Below are 18584 nucleotides of genomic sequence, written 5' to 3'. Positions count from 1 at the left end.
AACTTCAATTCAAAAATAGATAAAAAATAATTTATGAAGAAGATAATTTTATCCACGTTACTCCTTACTGCATTGTACAGCTGTAAAAAAGAAGGCCAGAAAACTGAAAATACTGCAGCTGCAGATTCTCTTTCTGTAACCCAACCAACAGGTGCTGAAGAAAGTACGTATGTTCCCAAAGAACTTTCTCCTGAAAATGTAAGTCAATATTTAGCAAAAAACAATGATACTTTATATGTCACCAACTTTTTTGCAACCTGGTGCGGCCCATGCATGAGAGAAATTCCAAGTTTTAAAAGTAAAATGGATGAACTGAAGGGTAAACCTGTAAAATTTACTTTCATAAACCTTGACGATAAAGCTGATTGGGCTGGTGCTGTAAAGAATTTTGCAACAGAAAATAAGCTGGGAAAAAATGTTATCTTACTTGATGGACAAAAACTAGATCAGAATTTCTTCGCTTCCAATTTCAAACAATGGGACGGAGGCTCTATTCCTTTTACTTTCATGAGAAAAGGAGATAAAACCGATGAATATCTGGGAATGATGACGGAAGATGTATTAAATTCAAAAATCGATTCTTTCTTAAAATAAAATAGACTGAACTCTTTCTAAATCATGTCAAAAAGATTTAAAATCCTGTGTTTGCTATTTATGATTGCCATTATTATGAGTGCTGTCATCAATCTGAACACAGGGTTTTTAAGTTTAAGCTTCCAGGATTTCTTTCTGGATTCTGCTCATAACCAAATTGCCGAAATCCGCATCAACCGTGTTTTGGTAATGATGCTGGCCGGAATTTCAATTCCTACTTCAGGTTTTCTGATGCAGGAATATTTTCAAAACCCGCTGGCAGGACCTGATATATTGGGAATCACTTCGGTTGCCAGCCTGTCTGTCGCCTTTTATATTTTCTTTTCCCACAATATTTTACTTCCTGAGTTTTTACAGAACAGTTTTCTCAGTTTATCAGCTATTGGAGGAAGCTTGCTCTTAATGCTGATATTGTTGTCGATGTCTAATAGATTTCAGGACAAATCTTATCTCATTATTTTTGGGTTTCTTGTATCTGCTTTTGCCGGGGCAATTGTATCACTGCTTCAGTTTTATGCAGAGAATCAAAGCTTGAAAAACTATATATTATGGTCTTTCGGAGCCAATAATATGGTGACCAGAAACCAGATTTATGTGTTGCTTGTTTTGGTTTTAATTGGAGTATTGATCTGTTTTAGAGCTATAAAACCACTTATTGGAAACTCTCTTGGGAATTCCTATGCACAAAGTTTAGGAGTAAATCTGAAACAGCTGAAACTTTTAATAATAGTTGCCTCCTCTCTCCTTTCAGCTTCTGTTACTGCATTTCTAGGACCTATTCTCTTTATAGGAATTATTGTCCCTCACTTCTGCAGACTTGTCTATAATCCATCCAAATTATGGCAGCAATGGATTCTTAATATGTTTCTGGGAATGCTGATCATGCTGCTTTTCTCGGTTATTGCAGAAAAAACTCAGATTCCTCTGAATGTAATAAGCTCTGTATTTGGAATTCCCGTGATTCTGATGATGCTTTTGAAACAGAATAAGGTGTAGTTTTTTTGTTGGATAAACGCAAGGATTTTTTATACTAACGCTTATTTTAAGGTGCAAGAAAATCAAAGATTTTCAGCAAGCGTCAAGTATATGATTCTATGGCTTTAAATATTCAGTATTCAATTTTATCGTAGATAAAATCTTTGCGCCTTTGCGTTTACCCAATAGCATACCTAAATAAATTATTGCACCTACATTCCCGTACTTTTACCTAACAATTCATATATTTAAGTTCAATAAGACACAACAAATGACAGAAAATGAACTATCAAAAATTGTTTTTGAAACAGGATTAAAAATTCATAGAAAACTTGGAGCAGGTTTATTTGAACATGCATATGAAGAATGTATGTACTATGAATTAACAAAAGCTGGATTTTTAGTAGAAAAACAAAAGTTTCTTCCCATCATTTATGAAGATTTGAAAATAGACAATGCCTTTAAACTTGATCTGATGGTTGAAAGCAAAGTAATTCTGGAAGTAAAAACAGTTGAATATATATCACCTACTCATAAAGCACAGCTTTTAACTTATTTAAAAATGGCAAATTGTAAATTGGGGTTATTACTCAATTTTCAATCTGATGTTTTCAAAAATGGTGTAACAAGGATTGTAAATAACCTGTAAAGAAAAAATATAAAAATTTTGACAAAGTCAGATTCCTTGCGCCTTAAAACCTTATTTTTGTAAAACATTCTGCGCTTCTGCGTATAATCAAATCAAGTATGCACCTACAGATCAAACAGGCAAATATCGGCTACAATACAACTTTAATTTCCAATGCCAATGCGGACTTGAAGCTTGGTGATGTATGCCTGCTGATTGGTAATAATGGGGTTGGGAAAACAACGCTGATCAAATCTATTCTGCATCAGCTGCCTTTACTGAATGGGGAAATTTCTATGAACGGGAAAAATGTAAAAAGTCTTTCTGTAAAAGAAATTGCGGAGAATATTGCTATTGTTTTTTCAAAGTCTGTTATTCCGCAGCATTATACGGTTGAGGATCTTATTTCTTTGGGGAAATACATCTACTACCCTTTTTATTTTGAGTTAAAAAAAGAAGACCGTGAAGAAGTGGCCCACATCATTGAAGAACTGGATTTAAATCAATACCGATATACCCTTTTGAAAAATCTTTCAGACGGAAACCTTCAGAAAGCTTTTATCGGACGGGCGATAACCCAAAATTCCCCGATCATCATTCTGGATGAACCAACTACTCATCTGGACGAAAAAAACAAAATCATTATTCTTAAAACTTTGAGAAAACTGGCTAAAGAACAGAATAAATTGATCCTGTTTTCTTCTCATGATTGGAGGCTAGCCAAAGAGTTTGCAGATAAAATATGGTATGTAAAGGACAATCATCTGTATTCTGGAATTGTTGAGGACATTCTTCTTCAGCATGAGGAGCTCACCAATGCATCATTATTTCAAATTAATGAGACTTTTATTCCGCCTTTCATCTCGGCACCCCAGTTTCACAAGGAAATGCTGTATTCTCTGCTTCAAAAAAACTTTCAAAAAGACCTATCTGCCTTTAATTTTGACTTTCAGAATGCTTTTTGGGTAATTACTAAAGATTCCTCTACTTACCAATGTGAATCTTTTGAAGAAATCATTGATTTAATTACAAACATTCATTAATACTAGATTTTCTTTGATCAATTCACATACTATGCATGCATAGTATTATGCTAATCATACAATTTAATCTATTTATTCTCAGGTTATTAACAAAATTTAACGTTAATAAATACTATGCATGCATAATATTTACTAAATTTGGGTAAAACCATTGGCGCAAAAATGATGGATAATAATAAGGAAAAAATAGAAAACGTAGATTTAATTTTAAAGCAGACCTGGTTGGCTGTTTCTAAAATGTACACAGAATTAGCCCAGGAACATGATTCCACAGCGGTACAGGCGCTTACTCTTCTTAAAATTGATCCCAAAGAAGGAACCCGAAGTACCAATCTTGGTCCTAAGATGGCTATTGAACCCACTTCATTAACGAGAATCATCAAACTTCTGGAAGATAACGGATATATCTATAAGGAAAAGACAACCACTGATAAAAGAGAGGTTATCATTAAGCTTACAGATAAAGGACTAAACTCCAGAAACATGTCAAAGGAAGTCGTTGTCAACTTCAACAAGAAGGTGATGGAAAAAATTGCTCCCGAAAAGCTGGATGCTTTTAAAGATGTCATGACTGAAATCATGAAAATAGCAAACGAATTATTAAACAACAGAAAATAAATTATGATGAAACCTCCGGGTGGCATATAATCTTATAAAAATAAAAATTTACATATGAAAAGAAGAATCAAACATGTAACGGTTCTTGGTTCAGGAATTATGGGAAGCGGTATCGCGGCTCACTTCGCCAACATCGGTGTTGAAGTATCACTCTTGGATATTGTTCCTTTTGAACTTACTGAAGCTGAACAGAAAAAAGGTTTGACCAAAGATGATAAGGTAGTAAGAAACAGAATTGCTTCCGAAAACTTTGAAAAACTTAAAAAAGCAAGTCCTGCACTTCTTTATTCACCAAAGTTTGCAGACAGAATTAAAATCGGAAACTTCGATGATGATCTTCCGAAAATAAAAAACACAGACTGGATCATTGAAGTGGTAGTAGAAAGACTTGACATTAAGAAGTCTGTATACGAAAAGATTGAACAGTTCAGAAAACCGGGAACATTAATTTCTTCTAATACATCCGGGATTCCTATTCATTTCCTGACAGAAGGAAGAAGCGAAGATTTCAAAAAGTACTTCGCAGGAACACACTTCTTCAATCCTGTAAGATATCTTCCTCTTTTAGAAATTATCCCTACTAACGATACAGCTCCTGAGATCATCGATTTCTATATGAACTACGGGGCGAAATTCTTAGGTAAAACCACCGTTTTAGCCAAAGACACTCCTGCTTTCATCGCCAACAGAATCGGTGTATTCTCTATGATGGATCTTCTTCACAATGTACAGAAATTAGGACTTACTGTTTCTGATGTTGATAAATTAACTGGTCCGGTAATAGGACGTCCAAAATCTGCTACGTTCAGAACAGCTGATGTTGTAGGTCTTGACACTTTGGTAATGGTAGCCAACGGCGTTCGCCAGAGCGGTGCTGAAGCTAATGATTTCAATGATGTTTTTGCGCTTCCAGGCTATATCCAGAAAATGATGGATAATAAATGGCTAGGTTCAAAAACAGAACAAGGTTTCTATAAAAAAGTGAAAAATGCAGAAGGAAAATCTGAAATTCACGGATTAAACCTTGACACTTTAGAGTATGAACTTCAAGGAAAATCTTCATTCCCTACCTTAGAATTAACAAAAGCGATTGACAAACCAATTGACAGATTCAAAGTTCTGATCGGAGGTAAGGATAAAGCTGGTGAATTATACAGAAAATCGTTAGGAGCATTATTCGCTTACGTTTCACATAAAGTTCCTGAAATCTCTGACGAGGTTTATAAAATTGACGATGCCATGAGAGCAGGTTTCGGATGGGAAAACGGACCATTTGAAATCTGGGATGCCGTAGGTGTTGCCAAAGGTATAGAACTGGCAAAAGATGCAGGATACGAAGTTTCTGACTGGGTGAAAAATGTAGAAACTTTCTATAAAGTTAATGATGAAGGGCAAAGTATTTACGTTGATAAAAATTCAGGAGAATACAATAAAATCCCAGGTCAGGATGCATTCATCATCTTAGATAATATCAGAAAAAACAAAACACTTTGGAGTAATTCTGGTGCTTCTATTGAAGATTTAGGAGACGGAATTATCAACTTCGAGATCCGTTCAAAAATGAACTCTCTTGGAGGTGAAGTTCTTGATGGATTAAACAGAGCAATTGATTTAGCAGAAAAAGAATATGATGGATTAGTTGTAGGAAACCAGGGAACTAATTTCTCTGTAGGAGCAAACCTTGCTATGATCCTTATGATGGCTATCGAGCAGGATTGGGATGATTTGAATATGGCGATCGCTTACTTCCAGAAATCAATGATGAGAGTACGCTACTCCTCTATTCCTGTAGTTGTTGCTCCTCACGGAATGACTCTGGGTGGAGGATGCGAAATGACAATGCATGCCGACCGAGTGGTTGCAGCAGCAGAAACATACATTGGACTAGTAGAAACTGGTGTAGGTGTAATTCCTGGCGGAGGTGGTACTAAAGAACTGACTTTAAGAACTTCCAGAGAATTCCATAATGATGATGTTAAAAACAACAGACTTCGTGATGCTTTCATGAATATTGCAATGGGTAAAGTAGCAACTTCTGCGTATGAAGCTTATGACATGGGAATCCTTGAAAAAGGAAAAGACATTGTTTCCGTAAGCAAAAACAGACAAATTGCTGAAGCTAAAAAAGTAGCAAAACTATTAGCAGAACAAGGCTATACTCAGCCAATCGAGCAAAAAGTAAAAGTTCTTGGTAAAGATGCATTAGGAATGTTCTACGTAGGAACAGACCAAATGCTAACCGGAAACTTCATCTCTGCACACGACAAGAAAATTGCAGATAAACTAGCCAACGTAATGGTAGGTGGAAATCTGTCTGAACCAACAGTCGTTACAGAACAATATCTATTGAATCTTGAAAGAGAAACCTTCCTTCAGCTTTGTGGAGAAAGAAAAACTCTGGAAAGAATCCAGTACATGTTACAGAACGGAAAACCTCTAAGAAACTAGCGGAAGCTCCGTAGGAGCGAACTGTTAATAGATGAATAATTTAAATTGGAGAGCCTCGTAGAGGCGGCCTGTTAATTTATGGCAAATACATACACTCAGATTTATATTCAAATTGTTTTCGCTGTAAAAGGAAGACAAAATCTGATTTCAAAAGAAAACAGAGAAGAATTACATCAGTTTATTACAGGTATTGTGTCCAATAGAAACCAAAAGTTATTCGCAGTTTTTGCAATGCCAGACCATGTACATATTCTCGTAAGTATGAATCCGACCCTTTCGGTTTCAGATTTAGTAAGAGATATTAAAGCGGGTTCTTCAAAATTCATCAATGAAAAAGGGTGGATCAATGGAAAATTCAATTGGCAGGAAGGGTACGGAGCTTTTTCATATTCTAAAAGCAGTGTTGATTCTGTTGTAAAATATATTTTAAATCAGGAAGAACATCATAAAAAGAAAACTTTTAGAGAAGAATATCTGGATTTTATGTCAAAATTTGAAATAGAATATGATCCAAAATATTTATTTGAATGGGTTAGCGATTAACAGGTCGCTCCTACGGAGCTCTACAAAGAAAGCATAAACAAATATTATGAACAGTTTACCTCTACGAGGCAAAAAAGTCTAAAAATAATTTAATTAAAACAAAATGAAAACAGCATATATAGTAAAAGGTTTCAGAACTGCCGTTGGAAAAGCTCCAAAAGGAAGTTTAAGATTTACAAGACCTGATGTCATGGCGGCTACCGTTATTGAAAAATTAATGGCAGAACTCCCACAATTAGATAAAAACAGAATTGATGACCTTATCGTAGGAAATGCAATGCCGGAAGCTGAACAAGGGCTGAACGTTGCACGTCTGATCTCTTTGATGGGATTAAATACCGATAAAGTTCCGGGAGTAACCGTCAACAGATACTGTGCTTCAGGAAGTGAGGCTATTGCTATTGCTTCTGCAAAAATTCAGGCTGGTATGGCAGATTGTATCATCGCGGGTGGTACTGAATCTATGTCATACATTCCGATGGGAGGTTACAAACCGGTTCCTGAAACGGATATCGCAAAAACAAACCCTGATTACTATTGGGGAATGGGTTACACGGCTGAAGAAGTTGCAAAACAATATAATATTACGAGAGAAGAGCAGGATCAGTTTGCTTTTGAATCTCATATGAAAGCTTTAAAAGCTAATCAGGAAGGAAAATTTGCCAACCAGATTGTTCCGATTCCTGTAGAATATAACTTCCTGGATGAAAATCAGAAAATGCAGACTAAAAAGTTTGATTTTTCAATAGATGAAGGTCCAAGAGCTGATACTTCTTTAGCTGGTTTAGCAAAATTAAGACCTGTATTTGCCAACGGAGGAAGCGTAACAGCCGGAAACTCTTCTCAAATGAGTGACGGAGCTGCTTTTGTAATGGTAATGAGTGAGGAAATGGTAAAAGAATTAGGTTTGGAGCCTGAAGCAAGATTAGTTGCTTATGCAGCAGCCGGATTAGAGCCAAGAATCATGGGAATGGGACCTATTTATGCTATTCCAAAAGCTTTAAAACAAGCAGGTTTAGAATTAAAAGATATTGAATTAATCGAATTAAACGAAGCATTCGCATCACAATCTGTTGCCATTAAGAAAGAATTAGGCTTAAATCCTGATATTCTAAATGTAAACGGAGGAGCCATCGCATTGGGTCACCCTCTTGGATGTACAGGAACGAAATTAACAGTTCAGCTTCTTGACGAAATGAGAAAGCGCGGAAACAAATACGGAATGGTTTCTATGTGCGTTGGAACAGGCCAAGGCGCAGCTTCAATCTTTGAATTATTATAATTAAAAAACAAAAATAATGAGTGATACACTTAATAAAACATTAAAAGGCGGTGAGTTTTTAATTAAACAAATTCCAGCTAATGAAATTTTCTCTTTGGAAGAACTTTCTGAAGAACAAAAAATGCTTCGTGATTCTGCTAAAGAATTTATAGACAGAGAAGTAATTCCACAACATGACCGTTTTGAGAAAAAGGATTATGCATTGACTGAAGAAACAATGCGTAAATTAGGAGAAATGGGATTATTAGGAATCACTGTTCCTGAAGAATATGGCGGTTTGGGAATGGGATTTGTGAGTACAATGTTAGCTTGCGATTATGTTTCCGGAGGAAATGGTTCATTAGCTACGGCTTATGGAGCACATACGGGAATCGGAACTCTTCCGACTCTACTTTACGGGAATGAAGAATTGAAAAAGAAATACCTTCCGGATTTAGCTACAGGAACAAAATTCGGTGCCTATTGCTTGACTGAGCCGGATGCAGGATCTGATGCCAATTCAGGGAAAACAAGAGCAAAATTGTCTGAAGACGGAAAACATTACATCATCAATGGACAAAAAATGTGGATTTCGAATGCAGGTTTTGCAGATACTTTCACATTATTTGCAAAAATTGATGATGATAAAAACATTACAGGTTTTGTGATCAACCGTTCAGAATTAGAAAATCCAAACAGTTTAACATTTGGTGAAGAAGAACATAAATTAGGTATTCGTTCCTCTTCCACCCGTCAGGTTTTCTTCAATGATATGAAAATTCCTGTTGAAAATATGTTAGGTGAAAGAAACAACGGTTTCAAAATCGCTTTGAATGCATTAAATGTTGGTAGAATTAAATTAGCTGCAGCAAACCTTGACGGACAAAGAAGAATTTTAAACCATTCTATTCAGTATTCAAATGAAAGAAAGCAATTTGGTGTTTCTATTTCTACTTTCGGAGCAATCAGAAAGAAAATTGCAGAAATGTCAACCGGAGTTTTTGTGAGTGAAGCTGGTTCTTACCGTTTAGCAAAAAATGTTGAAGATAAAATTGCAGACTTAGTTGCTGGCGGAATGGATCATCAACAAGCTGAATTAAAAGGTGTTGAAGAATTTGCAGTAGAAGCTTCTATCCTTAAAGTTTTCGTTTCTGACCTTACTCAAAATACAGCTGATGAAGGAATCCAGATTTATGGAGGAATGGGATTCTCAGAAGATACACCTATGGAATCTGCATGGAGAGATGCCAGAATTGGTAGAATTTATGAAGGTACCAACGAAATCAATAGATTATTGGCTGTAGGAATGCTTATTAAGAGAGCAATGAAAGGTGAATTAGATCTTTTATCTCCTGCAATGGCAATCAGCAAAGAATTGATGGGTATCCCTTCATTTGAAGTTCCAGATTATTCAGAATTCATGAGTGAAGAAAAAGCTATTATCGCAAATCTTAAGAAAGTATTCCTGATGGTTTCCGGAGCTGCACTTCAGAAATTCATGATGGATATTGAAAAACAGCAGCATTTATTATTAAACGCTTCTGAAATCCTTAACCAAATCTATATGGCAGAATCTGCAGTATTAAGAGCAGAGAAACACTTCTCTCCTGAATCTGTAGAAGCAGCTATGGCTCAGCTTAATCTTTACAAAGCGGTTGAGAAAATCATCTCTGCTGCTAAAGAAGGAATCGTTTCTTTCGCTGAAGGAGATGAACAGAGAATGATGCTTTCAGGATTAAGAAGATTCACAAAATATACCAATCATCCGAATGTAGTAGCTTTAACTGAAAAAGTTGCGGCTCACTATATCGAGAAAGGAGCTTATTAGTCTTTAATAACATAAATTTGATTCAAAACGCCTCATTACGGGGCGTTTTTTATATATTTAATGTAATAATCTTTATTTTTTATTGATGAATTTAAAATTATATGTTTTTATTGTATTTCTGATTCCCGGAATTATTTTTTCACAACGAAAGCCCAATGATACCCTTAGAGGCAGCAGCCTAATGGAAGATCCGATTATAAACAAAATAGTATATGCCTACCAAAACAAACCTGAGAAACCTAAAAAAATAGTTAACAGTGAACGGACCGCCTTTTGTGGAACAGAGCTGATGAAGGAATTTGAGGAAGAAACATGTATTACAACAAGGATGATTCTTAATGATTATCCTTTTTTAATAAATGAAATTAAGAAGCTTGTCAATCACTATCCGAATTATATAAGATCAGATATATTTTGGATAGACAGAAAAAAAGAAAGGAATGATAAAAGCTTACGGAGTTACAGGGAAGAAACATTAAAAAAATGGGAATCAAAAGGCAATCACTCCTATTTTTCAATTCTCATTATTTCTGATAAAACCAATAACAGTCATGAGGCTACAACCCTTACAATCAGATTTTCCGGGAAAACAATCACAAAACACTACAGATTATTACTGAAGGATCAATAATTTTTGCTAATTTTATTATAACTAAAAACCATAAAGCGCGAAACATAATATGAAGACATTATTTCCCCTACTCCTTTTATCTGCTTCTCTGACGGCACAAAAAAAGGAAAACTTAATTCCTATTCCAAAAACAGATACCGTAAAAATTGTCAGCAAAGGGAAATTCCCCGGAAACTTTGCGCTGAAATCAAATCAGTCCCGGATAGGACTTTATAAAATGTTGATTAAGAAACCTAACGATACTACGGCTTATCTGGCTTTGAAAGAATCCTCAAAGGACTATTCACAATACAAAATTTTAAACGCGATTACTCCTGACAAATTCCAGATAAGTCCAAAGAAGCTTTTACCATCTAAATAATACAACACAAATTCAAAAAAACGATAAACATGGGAAAATTTATTATCTCTAAAAGAACAAACGGAGACTTTCAGTTTAACCTCAAAGCAGGAAACGGACAGGTAATTTTAACCAGCCAGGGTTACAGCACAAAACCATCCTGCGAAAACGGAATCGGATCTGTAAAGACCTATTCACAGGAAGATTCAAAATTTGAAAGAAATACAGCCAATGACGGCAGATGTTATTTCAATCTTAAAGCAGGAAACGGACAGATCATAGGAACCAGCCAGATGTATGAATCTGACAACGGCATGGAAAACGGAATAGAGTCTGTAAAGAACAATGCTCCGCATGCTCACGTAGAGAATGAGGCAAGTCTTTAAAATGAATTGAAATAATCTTAATAAAAATGTCTTATTTTTTTAAGGCATTTTTTATTTTTGTATTCTATTTTTCATTAGAAATGACAAAAGAAGAATTACTGAATAGAGCAATCAAAATTGCTGACAAAGCCCATAAAGGACAAACCGATAAATACCATGCTCCATACATAGCCCACGTGATGCGCGTGATGGAATATGGCAAAACACTGGACGAAAAAATCGTTGGAGTACTGCATGATGTCGTAGAAGACCATCCGGTGGAATTCAGTCTGGATTATTTAAGGTCTGAGGGGTTTCCTGAATATATCATTTTCGCCATCAGCTGTCTTACCAAATTTGATCCGGAAGAAGATTACGATGATTTCATTAAAAGAACAGAAAGATCTCTGCTCTCGGTTGCCGTAAAACTGAATGACCTTCGTGACAATATGGATCTTAGAAGAGTAAACAGAGAACTTACGCCTAAGGATATTAAAAGATTCAATAAATATCTGAAAGCGTACCGTTATCTGATAGAGAAGTATTAATAAAAAATACATGACTAATAACCTTCCTGAAATTTCATCAGCTTATCAATCCAAGCTGGTCTCTGCTATTGTATCTATTTCAGTTTTTTTCCTGATCTATCTGATACTTATACTCGCCTCACTCCTGATGATATTCTTATTAGGATATGGGGCTATAAAACTGTTAAGTATTTCTCTCAATTACTTTACCGTTTTTGGTGCAGCAGGATTGCTAAGTGTTGGAGTTTTTGTATTTATATTTCTTGTTAAATTTATTTTTAAAAAGACACATTACAGCACCCGTCACCTGATAGAAGTCAACAGATCACACCAGCCTGAGCTGTTTGCCATTATTGATGAAATTGTAGCTGAAATCAAAGTAAAAGCTCCACAAAAAGTTTTTCTTTCACCTGATGTGAATGCTATTAAAAGCAGAAGAACCCTTTAAACAAAAGACCAGGGAACTTCTTGAAAATTCAGCTTATAAGGAAGCCTTAACTGATGAAGATAAAAATCTTTTACAGGAATTTATAGATTCTGAATATATTTACTTCAACAAAGACAAATATCTTGAGCATGAGGTAGGTGCTATATCTTTGCTGATTGAAAAATACCGGGCATTACTCAATGATCACTATCTTAATTCTAAGCTGGATTTATTAAATTTTCAGTCAAGTTTACGTAAGAATTAATCTGCACCTGGGAAATCGTAGGTCTTCGTGTGATGATCCGTCCCATCGATGTTGATGTTTAACGCAAGGTAAATGAAATGTAAATTTTTGTTCCCTTTCGCTTCAAATTCACGCTGCCAAAGATATCCGCTCACGATTCCAAAGTAATCATCAATCTGATACCCAAAACCACCATAAACTCTGTTTCTGGCAAAGCTAGGTTTCATAGGGCTTACAAAGAAAATTTCGTCATACGCATTAGCGAAGACAGTACCTTTCTTTATTGTTTTGGAATTTAAAGGGACACTTACATTCAGACGGTATCTGTAACGCATTCTCTGGGAAGTAAGATCTGTTTTAGGCTCATAGAACCAGCTTTTTTCAACACGAAAACGGTTTTCAAATTTTACGATGCCTTTTTTAATATCAATGACATCCTGAAGCCATACTCTGAATTCCTCTCTGCTTAAACTGTGCTCTTTATAGTTGACATATCTTCCCAATCCTACGAAAGGCTTGTGATTTTTGGTAAGATTATATCCTAAGCCTCCTTTTATCTCATAATAATCAGGATAGGTATAGTCTTCATTACCACGCATCTGTCCTTCTGCATAAAGGAAAAATTTTGGATGAAACTTATAGGTCAGAGTCACTGCATTGAAGCTGGAAATATGTTCCTGTGCTTTAAAAAAAGAAATTCCAAGTAGTAAACCTAGGCCTATAAGACGTTTCATAAAAAATTTTTGCAAATGTATATTTTTTAACAATTTGTTAATATTAACTTTCATTAATATTAAATTAACACCTACTTAATATTAATTGTGTAAGAAAAACCAATGTGAAACCACCTTTGCGGCATTGCCACTCCAAATGCTTCCGTATAATTTGTATTGGTAATATTATTAACCAAAACGTAAACTGAGTAGTCTTTTTTAGCAAAACTCAGCTTTTCATCAACAAGATTATAAGTTCCCAGATTTACTCTTTCATTGTAACGGTAAACAAGCTCATTGGTGAAGTTTTTCAGGAATTTCACTTCTAATTTGGAAATAAACTGGTGTCTCAGGTTGTCCAGAATATATCTTGAAACCAAACCGTTTTTTTCTTCATATTTACTGTCGATATACGTATACCCAACTGTGTATTTCAGCCAGTCTAACGGCCTATGACTCCACTCTGCTTCAATCCCTTTCGTTTTGATGTCTCCTACATTCTCGGCAAACCAAATTTTGTCTTTAAGGTCATTTTTAACCCAGTCAATAGAATTGCTGGAGTTCCTTAAAAACCCGCTTATTTTAGCTAAAATTCTGTTATTTTGATATTGATATCCTACCTCGGATGAAAGCGCATTTTCAGGCTGTAAATTCGGATTTCCCTGTTCTGTTCCGCTGACATAATAAAGTTCAGTAAAGGTTGGTATACGATGTACTTTTGCGATATTTCCGTAGATTTTACTATTGGGATTAAAGTTATAGCCGACATCCAAACCAGGATAAAAGAAATTTCCTTCTTTAGAATAGTTGGCCCATGAAATTCCCGGACTGATGTTCAGTTTTTTATCCAGTAATGAAAAATGGTGCTCAAAGAAAACCTGAGATACAAAGCGGTTTCTATCCCCCAGATTACTGCTCACTAAAAATTCTTTTCTCAATTCTACTCCAATTCCGGTGGTTCCCAATCCCCATTGATAGCTAGAATTTACCTCACCGCCTACATTATTTCCAATATGCATATTTCTGTAAAAATCAGGATTCCATCTGTCATAAAGATACATATCCTGTCCTCTTCTCCAGTATACATTTGAATTAAGCTTTAGTTTCCCAAAAGTCTGCTGATGGGCTACACTTACAATCGAAGCCTGTGTTTCCTCGTATTGTTTTGTTGCAGCACTGGAAGCATAAAAACCGTTGGCTCCGAATTTCTTTTCCGAAAAACCGGCCTGTACCCTTACGTCTCCGTTTTTGATATTCAGCTTTCCCTGATAAAATACATTTCTGATCTCATAATCAGTATTGAACATATATCCTTCTGAAGAAGCAGAATTGGCCTGAAGGGAGTTGGTAAACTTTTCATTTCCTATCTGCGCGTTGAATCCAAGGCCATACGTACTGAAATCTCCCCCATCTGCACTGATCTTAACTTTCTTTCCGGGAACTGTTTTAGTAATAATGTTGATAACACCGGCATAAGCATTCTGCCCAAAACGTCTGGCAGCGGGCCCTTTTATGATTTCTATCCTTTCTACGTCATCCAGGTCAACCGGGATATTCATATTGTTATGCCCGGTCTGGGAGTCATTCATCCTGATTCCGTTCAGAAGCAGAAGAACCTGCTCAAAAGAACTGCCCCGGAAGCCGACATCACTCTGTACCCCATTGGCTCCTCTCCTTCTGATATCCATTCCTGGTACCTGCTGAAGAATTTCGTCTATACTTCTAGCCGGAGAATTTACAATATCTTCTCTGCTGATAACGCTGATATTCTGGTTGGCACTTTTATAAGGTGTAGAGATAAATTTTCCCTGAAATTCAATGCTTTCAATATCTGTTGTCTTCTCCTGTGCATTTACCCAAAGTAAAGATCCCAGAAAAAAAGCACTTCCTATCTTTTTGATCATAATCGTTCCGTAGTTTTTCTTTTATAACAGATTCCAAAAGTAAGGGAGTTCACCAAGACAGACAAATGATAGTTGTCATAAAAAAAGATGCAGCGGAATGCTGCATCTTTGTGAGGGATTAATTCTATCTTTTCTTCATTAAATGTGTAACCAGATCTCTGAATAATTTTCTCATTTCTTATTACATATTTAAGGGTACAATTTTAAATAATTTTAAAACACAAAACAATAGTTCAGCAAAAAAAATATAACATAATTTATAAAACTTTATAAAATACTGTGAAATAAACGGTAAAACAGGAATAAATCACAAAACCACCTTCATTTTACCATTTTTCCATGATTATATTTCATTTTTTATCCCCCTGATTTACCATTTATGATAATAATTTTTAACAATAATATATGCATAAAATTTTCACTAAAAATTCGTAATTTTGTGGGTCTTAATTTTACGATGAAAGTATTCTTTTTCAAAGCTAATTTTTGAGGAAAATATTTAAAAGTTCAATTGATGACAGCCTTGGAATATTCTGTGGCAAAACACCATTATACTGGCAGCCTTAATGCTGTACAGTTACTTTTATGAATAAACAAAATATGGCTAATACAACAGAAATAGACATAAAAAAACAGATTTTTGTTAAGAATGCACATCTTAACAATCTGAAACATATAGACGTCCTGATCCCGAAGAATAAACTGATTGTTATTACAGGAGTTTCAGGAAGCGGTAAGTCATCTCTGGCCTTTGATACTATTTATGCTGAAGGGCAGAGAAGATATGTTGAAAGTTTAAGTTCCTATGCGCGTCAGTTTTTGGGGAAATTAGAAAAACCAAAAGTAGATGACATTAAAGGACTTGCGCCGTCTATTGCAATCCAGCAGAAAGTTATTTCTTCCAATCCGCGTTCTACGGTAGGAACATCTACGGAGATCTATGATTATATGAAGCTTCTTTTTGCCAGAATCGGGAAAACCTTTTCTCCTGTTTCGGGAGAAGAAGTAAAAAAAGATTCGGTTTCTGACGTGGTAGATTTTATCAAAGCTTCCAAAAAAGATACTTCTTTTTTATTGACTGCTCCTTTAGAATATGATACTGACAATTTCAAAGAAACACTGAATATTTTAAAGCTAGCGGGTTTCACAAGACTTGAAATCAATGGAAACTTAGCCGGAATCGAAGACCTGGAAAGCTTTGGATTTGCTCCTGAAAAAGGAATGACGATCAATCTTGTCATTGACCGCTTTTCCTATGAAGAAGACGAAAGCTTTTTACAAAGACTTGCGGATTCTATTCAGATGGCATTTTATGAAGGACGCGGCTATTGCTCATTAAAAAATACAGATACTGAAAAAGTAAAAGAATTCTCCAATAAGTTTGAACTTGACGGAATGGAATTTCTTGAACCGAATGTTCATTTTTTCAGCTTTAATAACCCATATGGAGCATGTCCTGCATGTGAAGGATATGGAAAAGTAATCGGAATAGACGAAGATCTTGTAATTCCCAATAAGACATTATCCATCTACGAAGATGCTGTTGTCAGCTGGAGAGGTGAAACCATGAGTGAATGGAAAAAAGATTTCATCAAAAAAGCAGGAGACTTCCCTATTCATAAACCTTATCACCAATTAACAAAAGAACAGAAAAACTTCCTTTGGAAAGGTGACGGAAAAAGTAGTTTTCCATCCATCAATAATTTCTTCAAAATGCTTGAAGAAAACTTATATAAAATCCAGTACAGAGTAATGCTTTCACGCTACAGAGGAAAAACCCTTTGTCCTACGTGTGAAGGATTGAGACTTCGTGAAGAAACCAGCTGGGTAAAAGTGGACGGACATAATATCCAGTCGATGATAGAACTTCCTTTGGATGAACTGGCTCCGGTAATCAATGGGTTACAGCTTTCAGATCATGACAAAGAGGTTGCCAAAAGGCTTATCTATGAAATCACAACCCGTCTTGAATTTTTATTAAAAGTAGGATTAGGCTATTTAACATTAAACAGGACTTCCAATACGCTTTCAGGAGGGGAAAGTCAGAGAATCAACTTAGCAACAAGCTTAGGAAGTTCTTTGGTAGGTTCTATTTATATCCTGGATGAACCTTCTATTGGTCTTCACTCCAAAGACACGGAAAACCTGATTGAAGTATTGAAAAATCTTCGTGACCTTGGAAATACCGTAATTGTGGTAGAACACGATGAAGATGTAATGAGAGCCGCAGATTATATTATTGATATTGGTCCGGAAGCAGGTTATCTTGGTGGTGAACTGGTATTTGCCGGAGATTATAAAGATCTGAAAAAAGCAAATACTCTCACTTCAGAATATCTTACCGGAAGACTGGAAATTGAAGTTCCGAAGAAACGAAGAAAAGGAAAAGAATGGATTCATATCAAAGGAGCTCGTCAGAACAACCTTAAAAATATAGATGTAGATGTTCCACTGGAAAGCCTCGTTGTCATTTCCGGGGTTTCAGGAAGTGGAAAATCTACTTTGATGAAAGAAATTCTTACGAATGACATTCAGATCCAACTTGGAATGGGAGGTAAAAAAGGAGACTATGATTCTGTAGAATTCCCGAAAAAACTAATCAAAAATATTGAACTTATTGATCAGAATCCGATTGGAAAATCATCCCGTTCAAATCCGGTAACTTATCTGAAAGCTTATGACGACATCCGTGATCTTTTTGCCAAGCAGAAAGTAGCAAAAATGATGGGTTACAAGCCTAAACATTTCTCTTTTAACGTAGATGGCGGAAGATGTGATGAATGTAAAGGAGAAGGTGTTATCAACGTTTCTATGCAGTTTATGGCTGATATCGAGCTTGAATGCGAGGTTTGTAAAGGAACACGATTCAAAAACGAGATTCTTGAGGTGAAATTTGATGAGAAAAACATCTCGGATATTCTTCATATGACCGTAAATGAAGCGCTGGAATTCTTTAAAGATAATAATGAAGAGAAGATTGTAACAAAACTGAGACCTCTTCAGGAAGTCGGTTTAGGATATCTGCAGCTTGGACAAAGCTCTTCTACCCTTTCCGGTGGTGAGGCACAGCGTGTAAAACTGGCTTCATTCCTTGTAAAAGGAGTAACAACGGATAAAACTTTATTTATCTTTGATGAACCTTCCACAGGACTACACTTCCATGATATTCAGAAGCTGTTGAAATCACTGCAGGCATTGATTGATCTTGGACATTCTGTGATTGTTATTGAACACCAGCCGGATATCATCAAATGTGCCGATTATATTATTGATATTGGTCCGGAAGCAGGAAAACATGGTGGTGAAGTTGTATTTGCAGGAACTCCTGAAGATCTGATAAAAAATAAAAAATCTTATACCGCAAAATACATCAAGGAAAAACTTGAACAATAAAATTAAAAGCGACTGTTTTAAAAATAGTCGCTTTTTTTATGTCAATTTAAAATAGTAACTGAGAAGATTTTGGCTCCTATTTTTAAGATAGATTCTTTACCT

18 protein-coding genes are annotated in these 18584 nt (G+C 35.6%); 16 read left to right on the top strand and 2 right to left on the bottom strand.

Going from position 1 to position 18584, the window contains the following annotated elements; translation table 11 throughout:
- Window positions 1-33: 33 nt before the first annotated feature.
- The 15 genes from KYG33_RS02710 (at window position 34) to KYG33_RS02640 (ending at window position 12493) form a co-directional block, all read left to right on the top strand.
- Window positions 34-594 carry a TlpA family protein disulfide reductase gene (locus KYG33_RS02710; RefSeq protein ID WP_077417785.1) on the top strand — a complete coding sequence of 187 codons (561 nt, stop codon included), beginning with the start codon at window positions 34-36 and terminating at the stop codon, window positions 592-594.
- Between the two features lie 24 nt (window positions 595-618).
- A complete protein-coding gene (locus KYG33_RS02705) occupies window positions 619-1590 on the top strand; it encodes an iron ABC transporter permease (protein ID WP_180563662.1) in 972 nt (323 codons plus the stop codon).
- Between the two features lie 250 nt (window positions 1591-1840).
- Window positions 1841-2218 (top strand): GxxExxY protein, encoded by a 378-nt coding sequence (locus tag KYG33_RS02700; RefSeq protein ID WP_180563661.1) that lies wholly within the window; start codon window positions 1841-1843, stop codon window positions 2216-2218.
- Window positions 2219-2316: 98 nt separating this feature from the next.
- On the top strand, window positions 2317-3240 hold the full coding sequence (locus KYG33_RS02695; protein WP_077418110.1) for an ABC transporter ATP-binding protein: 924 nt from the start codon (window positions 2317-2319) through the stop codon (window positions 3238-3240).
- A gap of 165 nt (window positions 3241-3405) precedes the next feature.
- Window positions 3406-3858 carry a MarR family winged helix-turn-helix transcriptional regulator gene (locus KYG33_RS02690; protein ID WP_034694513.1) on the top strand — a complete coding sequence of 151 codons (453 nt, stop codon included), beginning with the start codon at window positions 3406-3408 and terminating at the stop codon, window positions 3856-3858.
- Between the two features lie 54 nt (window positions 3859-3912).
- On the top strand, window positions 3913-6306 hold the full coding sequence (locus KYG33_RS02685; protein WP_077417791.1) for a 3-hydroxyacyl-CoA dehydrogenase/enoyl-CoA hydratase family protein: 2394 nt from the start codon (window positions 3913-3915) through the stop codon (window positions 6304-6306).
- A gap of 78 nt (window positions 6307-6384) precedes the next feature.
- Window positions 6385-6849: an IS200/IS605 family transposase gene (tnpA, locus tag KYG33_RS02680; RefSeq protein WP_077417793.1), complete on the top strand. Its 465-nt coding sequence runs from the start codon at window positions 6385-6387 to the stop codon at window positions 6847-6849.
- A 103-nt stretch (window positions 6850-6952) separates the two neighbouring features.
- Window positions 6953-8131 (top strand): thiolase family protein, encoded by a 1179-nt coding sequence (locus KYG33_RS02675; RefSeq protein WP_047384701.1) that lies wholly within the window; start codon window positions 6953-6955, stop codon window positions 8129-8131.
- 16 nt (window positions 8132-8147) lie between these two features.
- A complete protein-coding gene (locus KYG33_RS02670; RefSeq protein ID WP_077417795.1) occupies window positions 8148-9938 on the top strand; it encodes an acyl-CoA dehydrogenase family protein in 1791 nt (596 codons plus the stop codon).
- 85 nt (window positions 9939-10023) lie between these two features.
- Entirely contained in the window at window positions 10024-10569 is a 546-nt protein-coding gene (locus tag KYG33_RS02665; RefSeq protein ID WP_077417798.1) for a hypothetical protein, read from the top strand.
- Window positions 10570-10618: 49 nt separating this feature from the next.
- Window positions 10619-10930, top strand: a complete 312-nt coding sequence (locus tag KYG33_RS02660) for a hypothetical protein (protein WP_180563659.1) — start codon at window positions 10619-10621, stop codon at window positions 10928-10930.
- A 29-nt stretch (window positions 10931-10959) separates the two neighbouring features.
- Window positions 10960-11295, top strand: coding sequence for a YegP family protein (locus tag KYG33_RS02655; RefSeq protein ID WP_077417802.1), 336 nt, complete (start codon window positions 10960-10962; stop codon window positions 11293-11295).
- An 80-nt stretch (window positions 11296-11375) separates the two neighbouring features.
- Window positions 11376-11822 carry a phosphohydrolase gene (locus KYG33_RS02650; RefSeq protein WP_077418113.1) on the top strand — a complete coding sequence of 149 codons (447 nt, stop codon included), beginning with the start codon at window positions 11376-11378 and terminating at the stop codon, window positions 11820-11822.
- Between the two features lie 10 nt (window positions 11823-11832).
- Window positions 11833-12249, top strand: a complete 417-nt coding sequence (locus KYG33_RS02645; RefSeq protein WP_232538935.1) for a hypothetical protein — start codon at window positions 11833-11835, stop codon at window positions 12247-12249.
- Window positions 12221-12493 carry a hypothetical protein gene (locus KYG33_RS02640; RefSeq protein WP_180563658.1) on the top strand — a complete coding sequence of 91 codons (273 nt, stop codon included), beginning with the start codon at window positions 12221-12223 and terminating at the stop codon, window positions 12491-12493. The genes KYG33_RS02645 and KYG33_RS02640 overlap by 29 nt, the downstream gene beginning before the upstream one ends.
- On the opposite strand, the gene KYG33_RS02635 is transcribed toward KYG33_RS02640, so the two are convergent.
- Window positions 12490-13206: a DUF2490 domain-containing protein gene (locus KYG33_RS02635; RefSeq protein ID WP_077417808.1), complete on the bottom strand. Its 717-nt coding sequence runs from the start codon at window positions 13204-13206 to the stop codon at window positions 12490-12492. The two genes, KYG33_RS02640 and KYG33_RS02635, sit on opposite strands and share 4 nt — an antisense overlap.
- 71 nt (window positions 13207-13277) lie before the next feature.
- Entirely contained in the window at window positions 13278-15089 is a 1812-nt protein-coding gene (locus KYG33_RS02630; protein WP_219072628.1) for a TonB-dependent receptor plug domain-containing protein, read from the bottom strand.
- A gap of 600 nt (window positions 15090-15689) precedes the next feature.
- Here KYG33_RS02630 and uvrA point away from each other — a divergent pair.
- Window positions 15690-18482: an excinuclease ABC subunit UvrA gene (uvrA, locus tag KYG33_RS02625; protein WP_077418115.1), complete on the top strand. Its 2793-nt coding sequence runs from the start codon at window positions 15690-15692 to the stop codon at window positions 18480-18482.
- Window positions 18483-18584: the final 102 nt, after the last annotated feature.

The organism is Chryseobacterium sp. D764, assembly GCF_019317325.1.
GTDB lineage: Bacteria > Bacteroidota > Bacteroidia > Flavobacteriales > Weeksellaceae > Chryseobacterium.
This window is presented reverse-complemented; position numbering and strand designations above follow the sequence as displayed.

Bases quoted from the DNA above. Each gene is read 5' to 3' on its own strand.
- KYG33_RS02710 (WP_077417785.1), top strand. From the start codon at position 34: ATGAAGAAGATAATTTTATCCACGTTACTCCTTACTGCATTGTACAGC.
- KYG33_RS02705 (WP_180563662.1), top strand. From the start codon at position 619: ATGTCAAAAAGATTTAAAATCCTGTGTTTGCTATTTATGATTGCCATT.
- KYG33_RS02700 (WP_180563661.1), top strand. From the start codon at position 1,841: ATGACAGAAAATGAACTATCAAAAATTGTTTTTGAAACAGGATTAAAA.
- KYG33_RS02695 (WP_077418110.1), top strand. From the start codon at position 2,317: ATGCACCTACAGATCAAACAGGCAAATATCGGCTACAATACAACTTTA.
- KYG33_RS02690 (WP_034694513.1), top strand. From the start codon at position 3,406: ATGGATAATAATAAGGAAAAAATAGAAAACGTAGATTTAATTTTAAAG.
- KYG33_RS02685 (WP_077417791.1), top strand. From the start codon at position 3,913: ATGAAAAGAAGAATCAAACATGTAACGGTTCTTGGTTCAGGAATTATG.
- tnpA (WP_077417793.1), top strand. From the start codon at position 6,385: ATGGCAAATACATACACTCAGATTTATATTCAAATTGTTTTCGCTGTA.
- KYG33_RS02675 (WP_047384701.1), top strand. From the start codon at position 6,953: ATGAAAACAGCATATATAGTAAAAGGTTTCAGAACTGCCGTTGGAAAA.
- KYG33_RS02670 (WP_077417795.1), top strand. From the start codon at position 8,148: ATGAGTGATACACTTAATAAAACATTAAAAGGCGGTGAGTTTTTAATT.
- KYG33_RS02665 (WP_077417798.1), top strand. From the start codon at position 10,024: ATGAATTTAAAATTATATGTTTTTATTGTATTTCTGATTCCCGGAATT.
- KYG33_RS02660 (WP_180563659.1), top strand. From the start codon at position 10,619: ATGAAGACATTATTTCCCCTACTCCTTTTATCTGCTTCTCTGACGGCA.
- KYG33_RS02655 (WP_077417802.1), top strand. From the start codon at position 10,960: ATGGGAAAATTTATTATCTCTAAAAGAACAAACGGAGACTTTCAGTTT.
- KYG33_RS02650 (WP_077418113.1), top strand. From the start codon at position 11,376: ATGACAAAAGAAGAATTACTGAATAGAGCAATCAAAATTGCTGACAAA.
- KYG33_RS02645 (WP_232538935.1), top strand. From the start codon at position 11,833: ATGACTAATAACCTTCCTGAAATTTCATCAGCTTATCAATCCAAGCTG.
- KYG33_RS02640 (WP_180563658.1), top strand. From the start codon at position 12,221: ATGCTATTAAAAGCAGAAGAACCCTTTAAACAAAAGACCAGGGAACTT.
- KYG33_RS02635 (WP_077417808.1), bottom strand. From the start codon at position 13,206: ATGAAACGTCTTATAGGCCTAGGTTTACTACTTGGAATTTCTTTTTTT.
- KYG33_RS02630 (WP_219072628.1), bottom strand. From the start codon at position 15,089: ATGATCAAAAAGATAGGAAGTGCTTTTTTTCTGGGATCTTTACTTTGG.
- uvrA (WP_077418115.1), top strand. From the start codon at position 15,690: ATGGCTAATACAACAGAAATAGACATAAAAAAACAGATTTTTGTTAAG.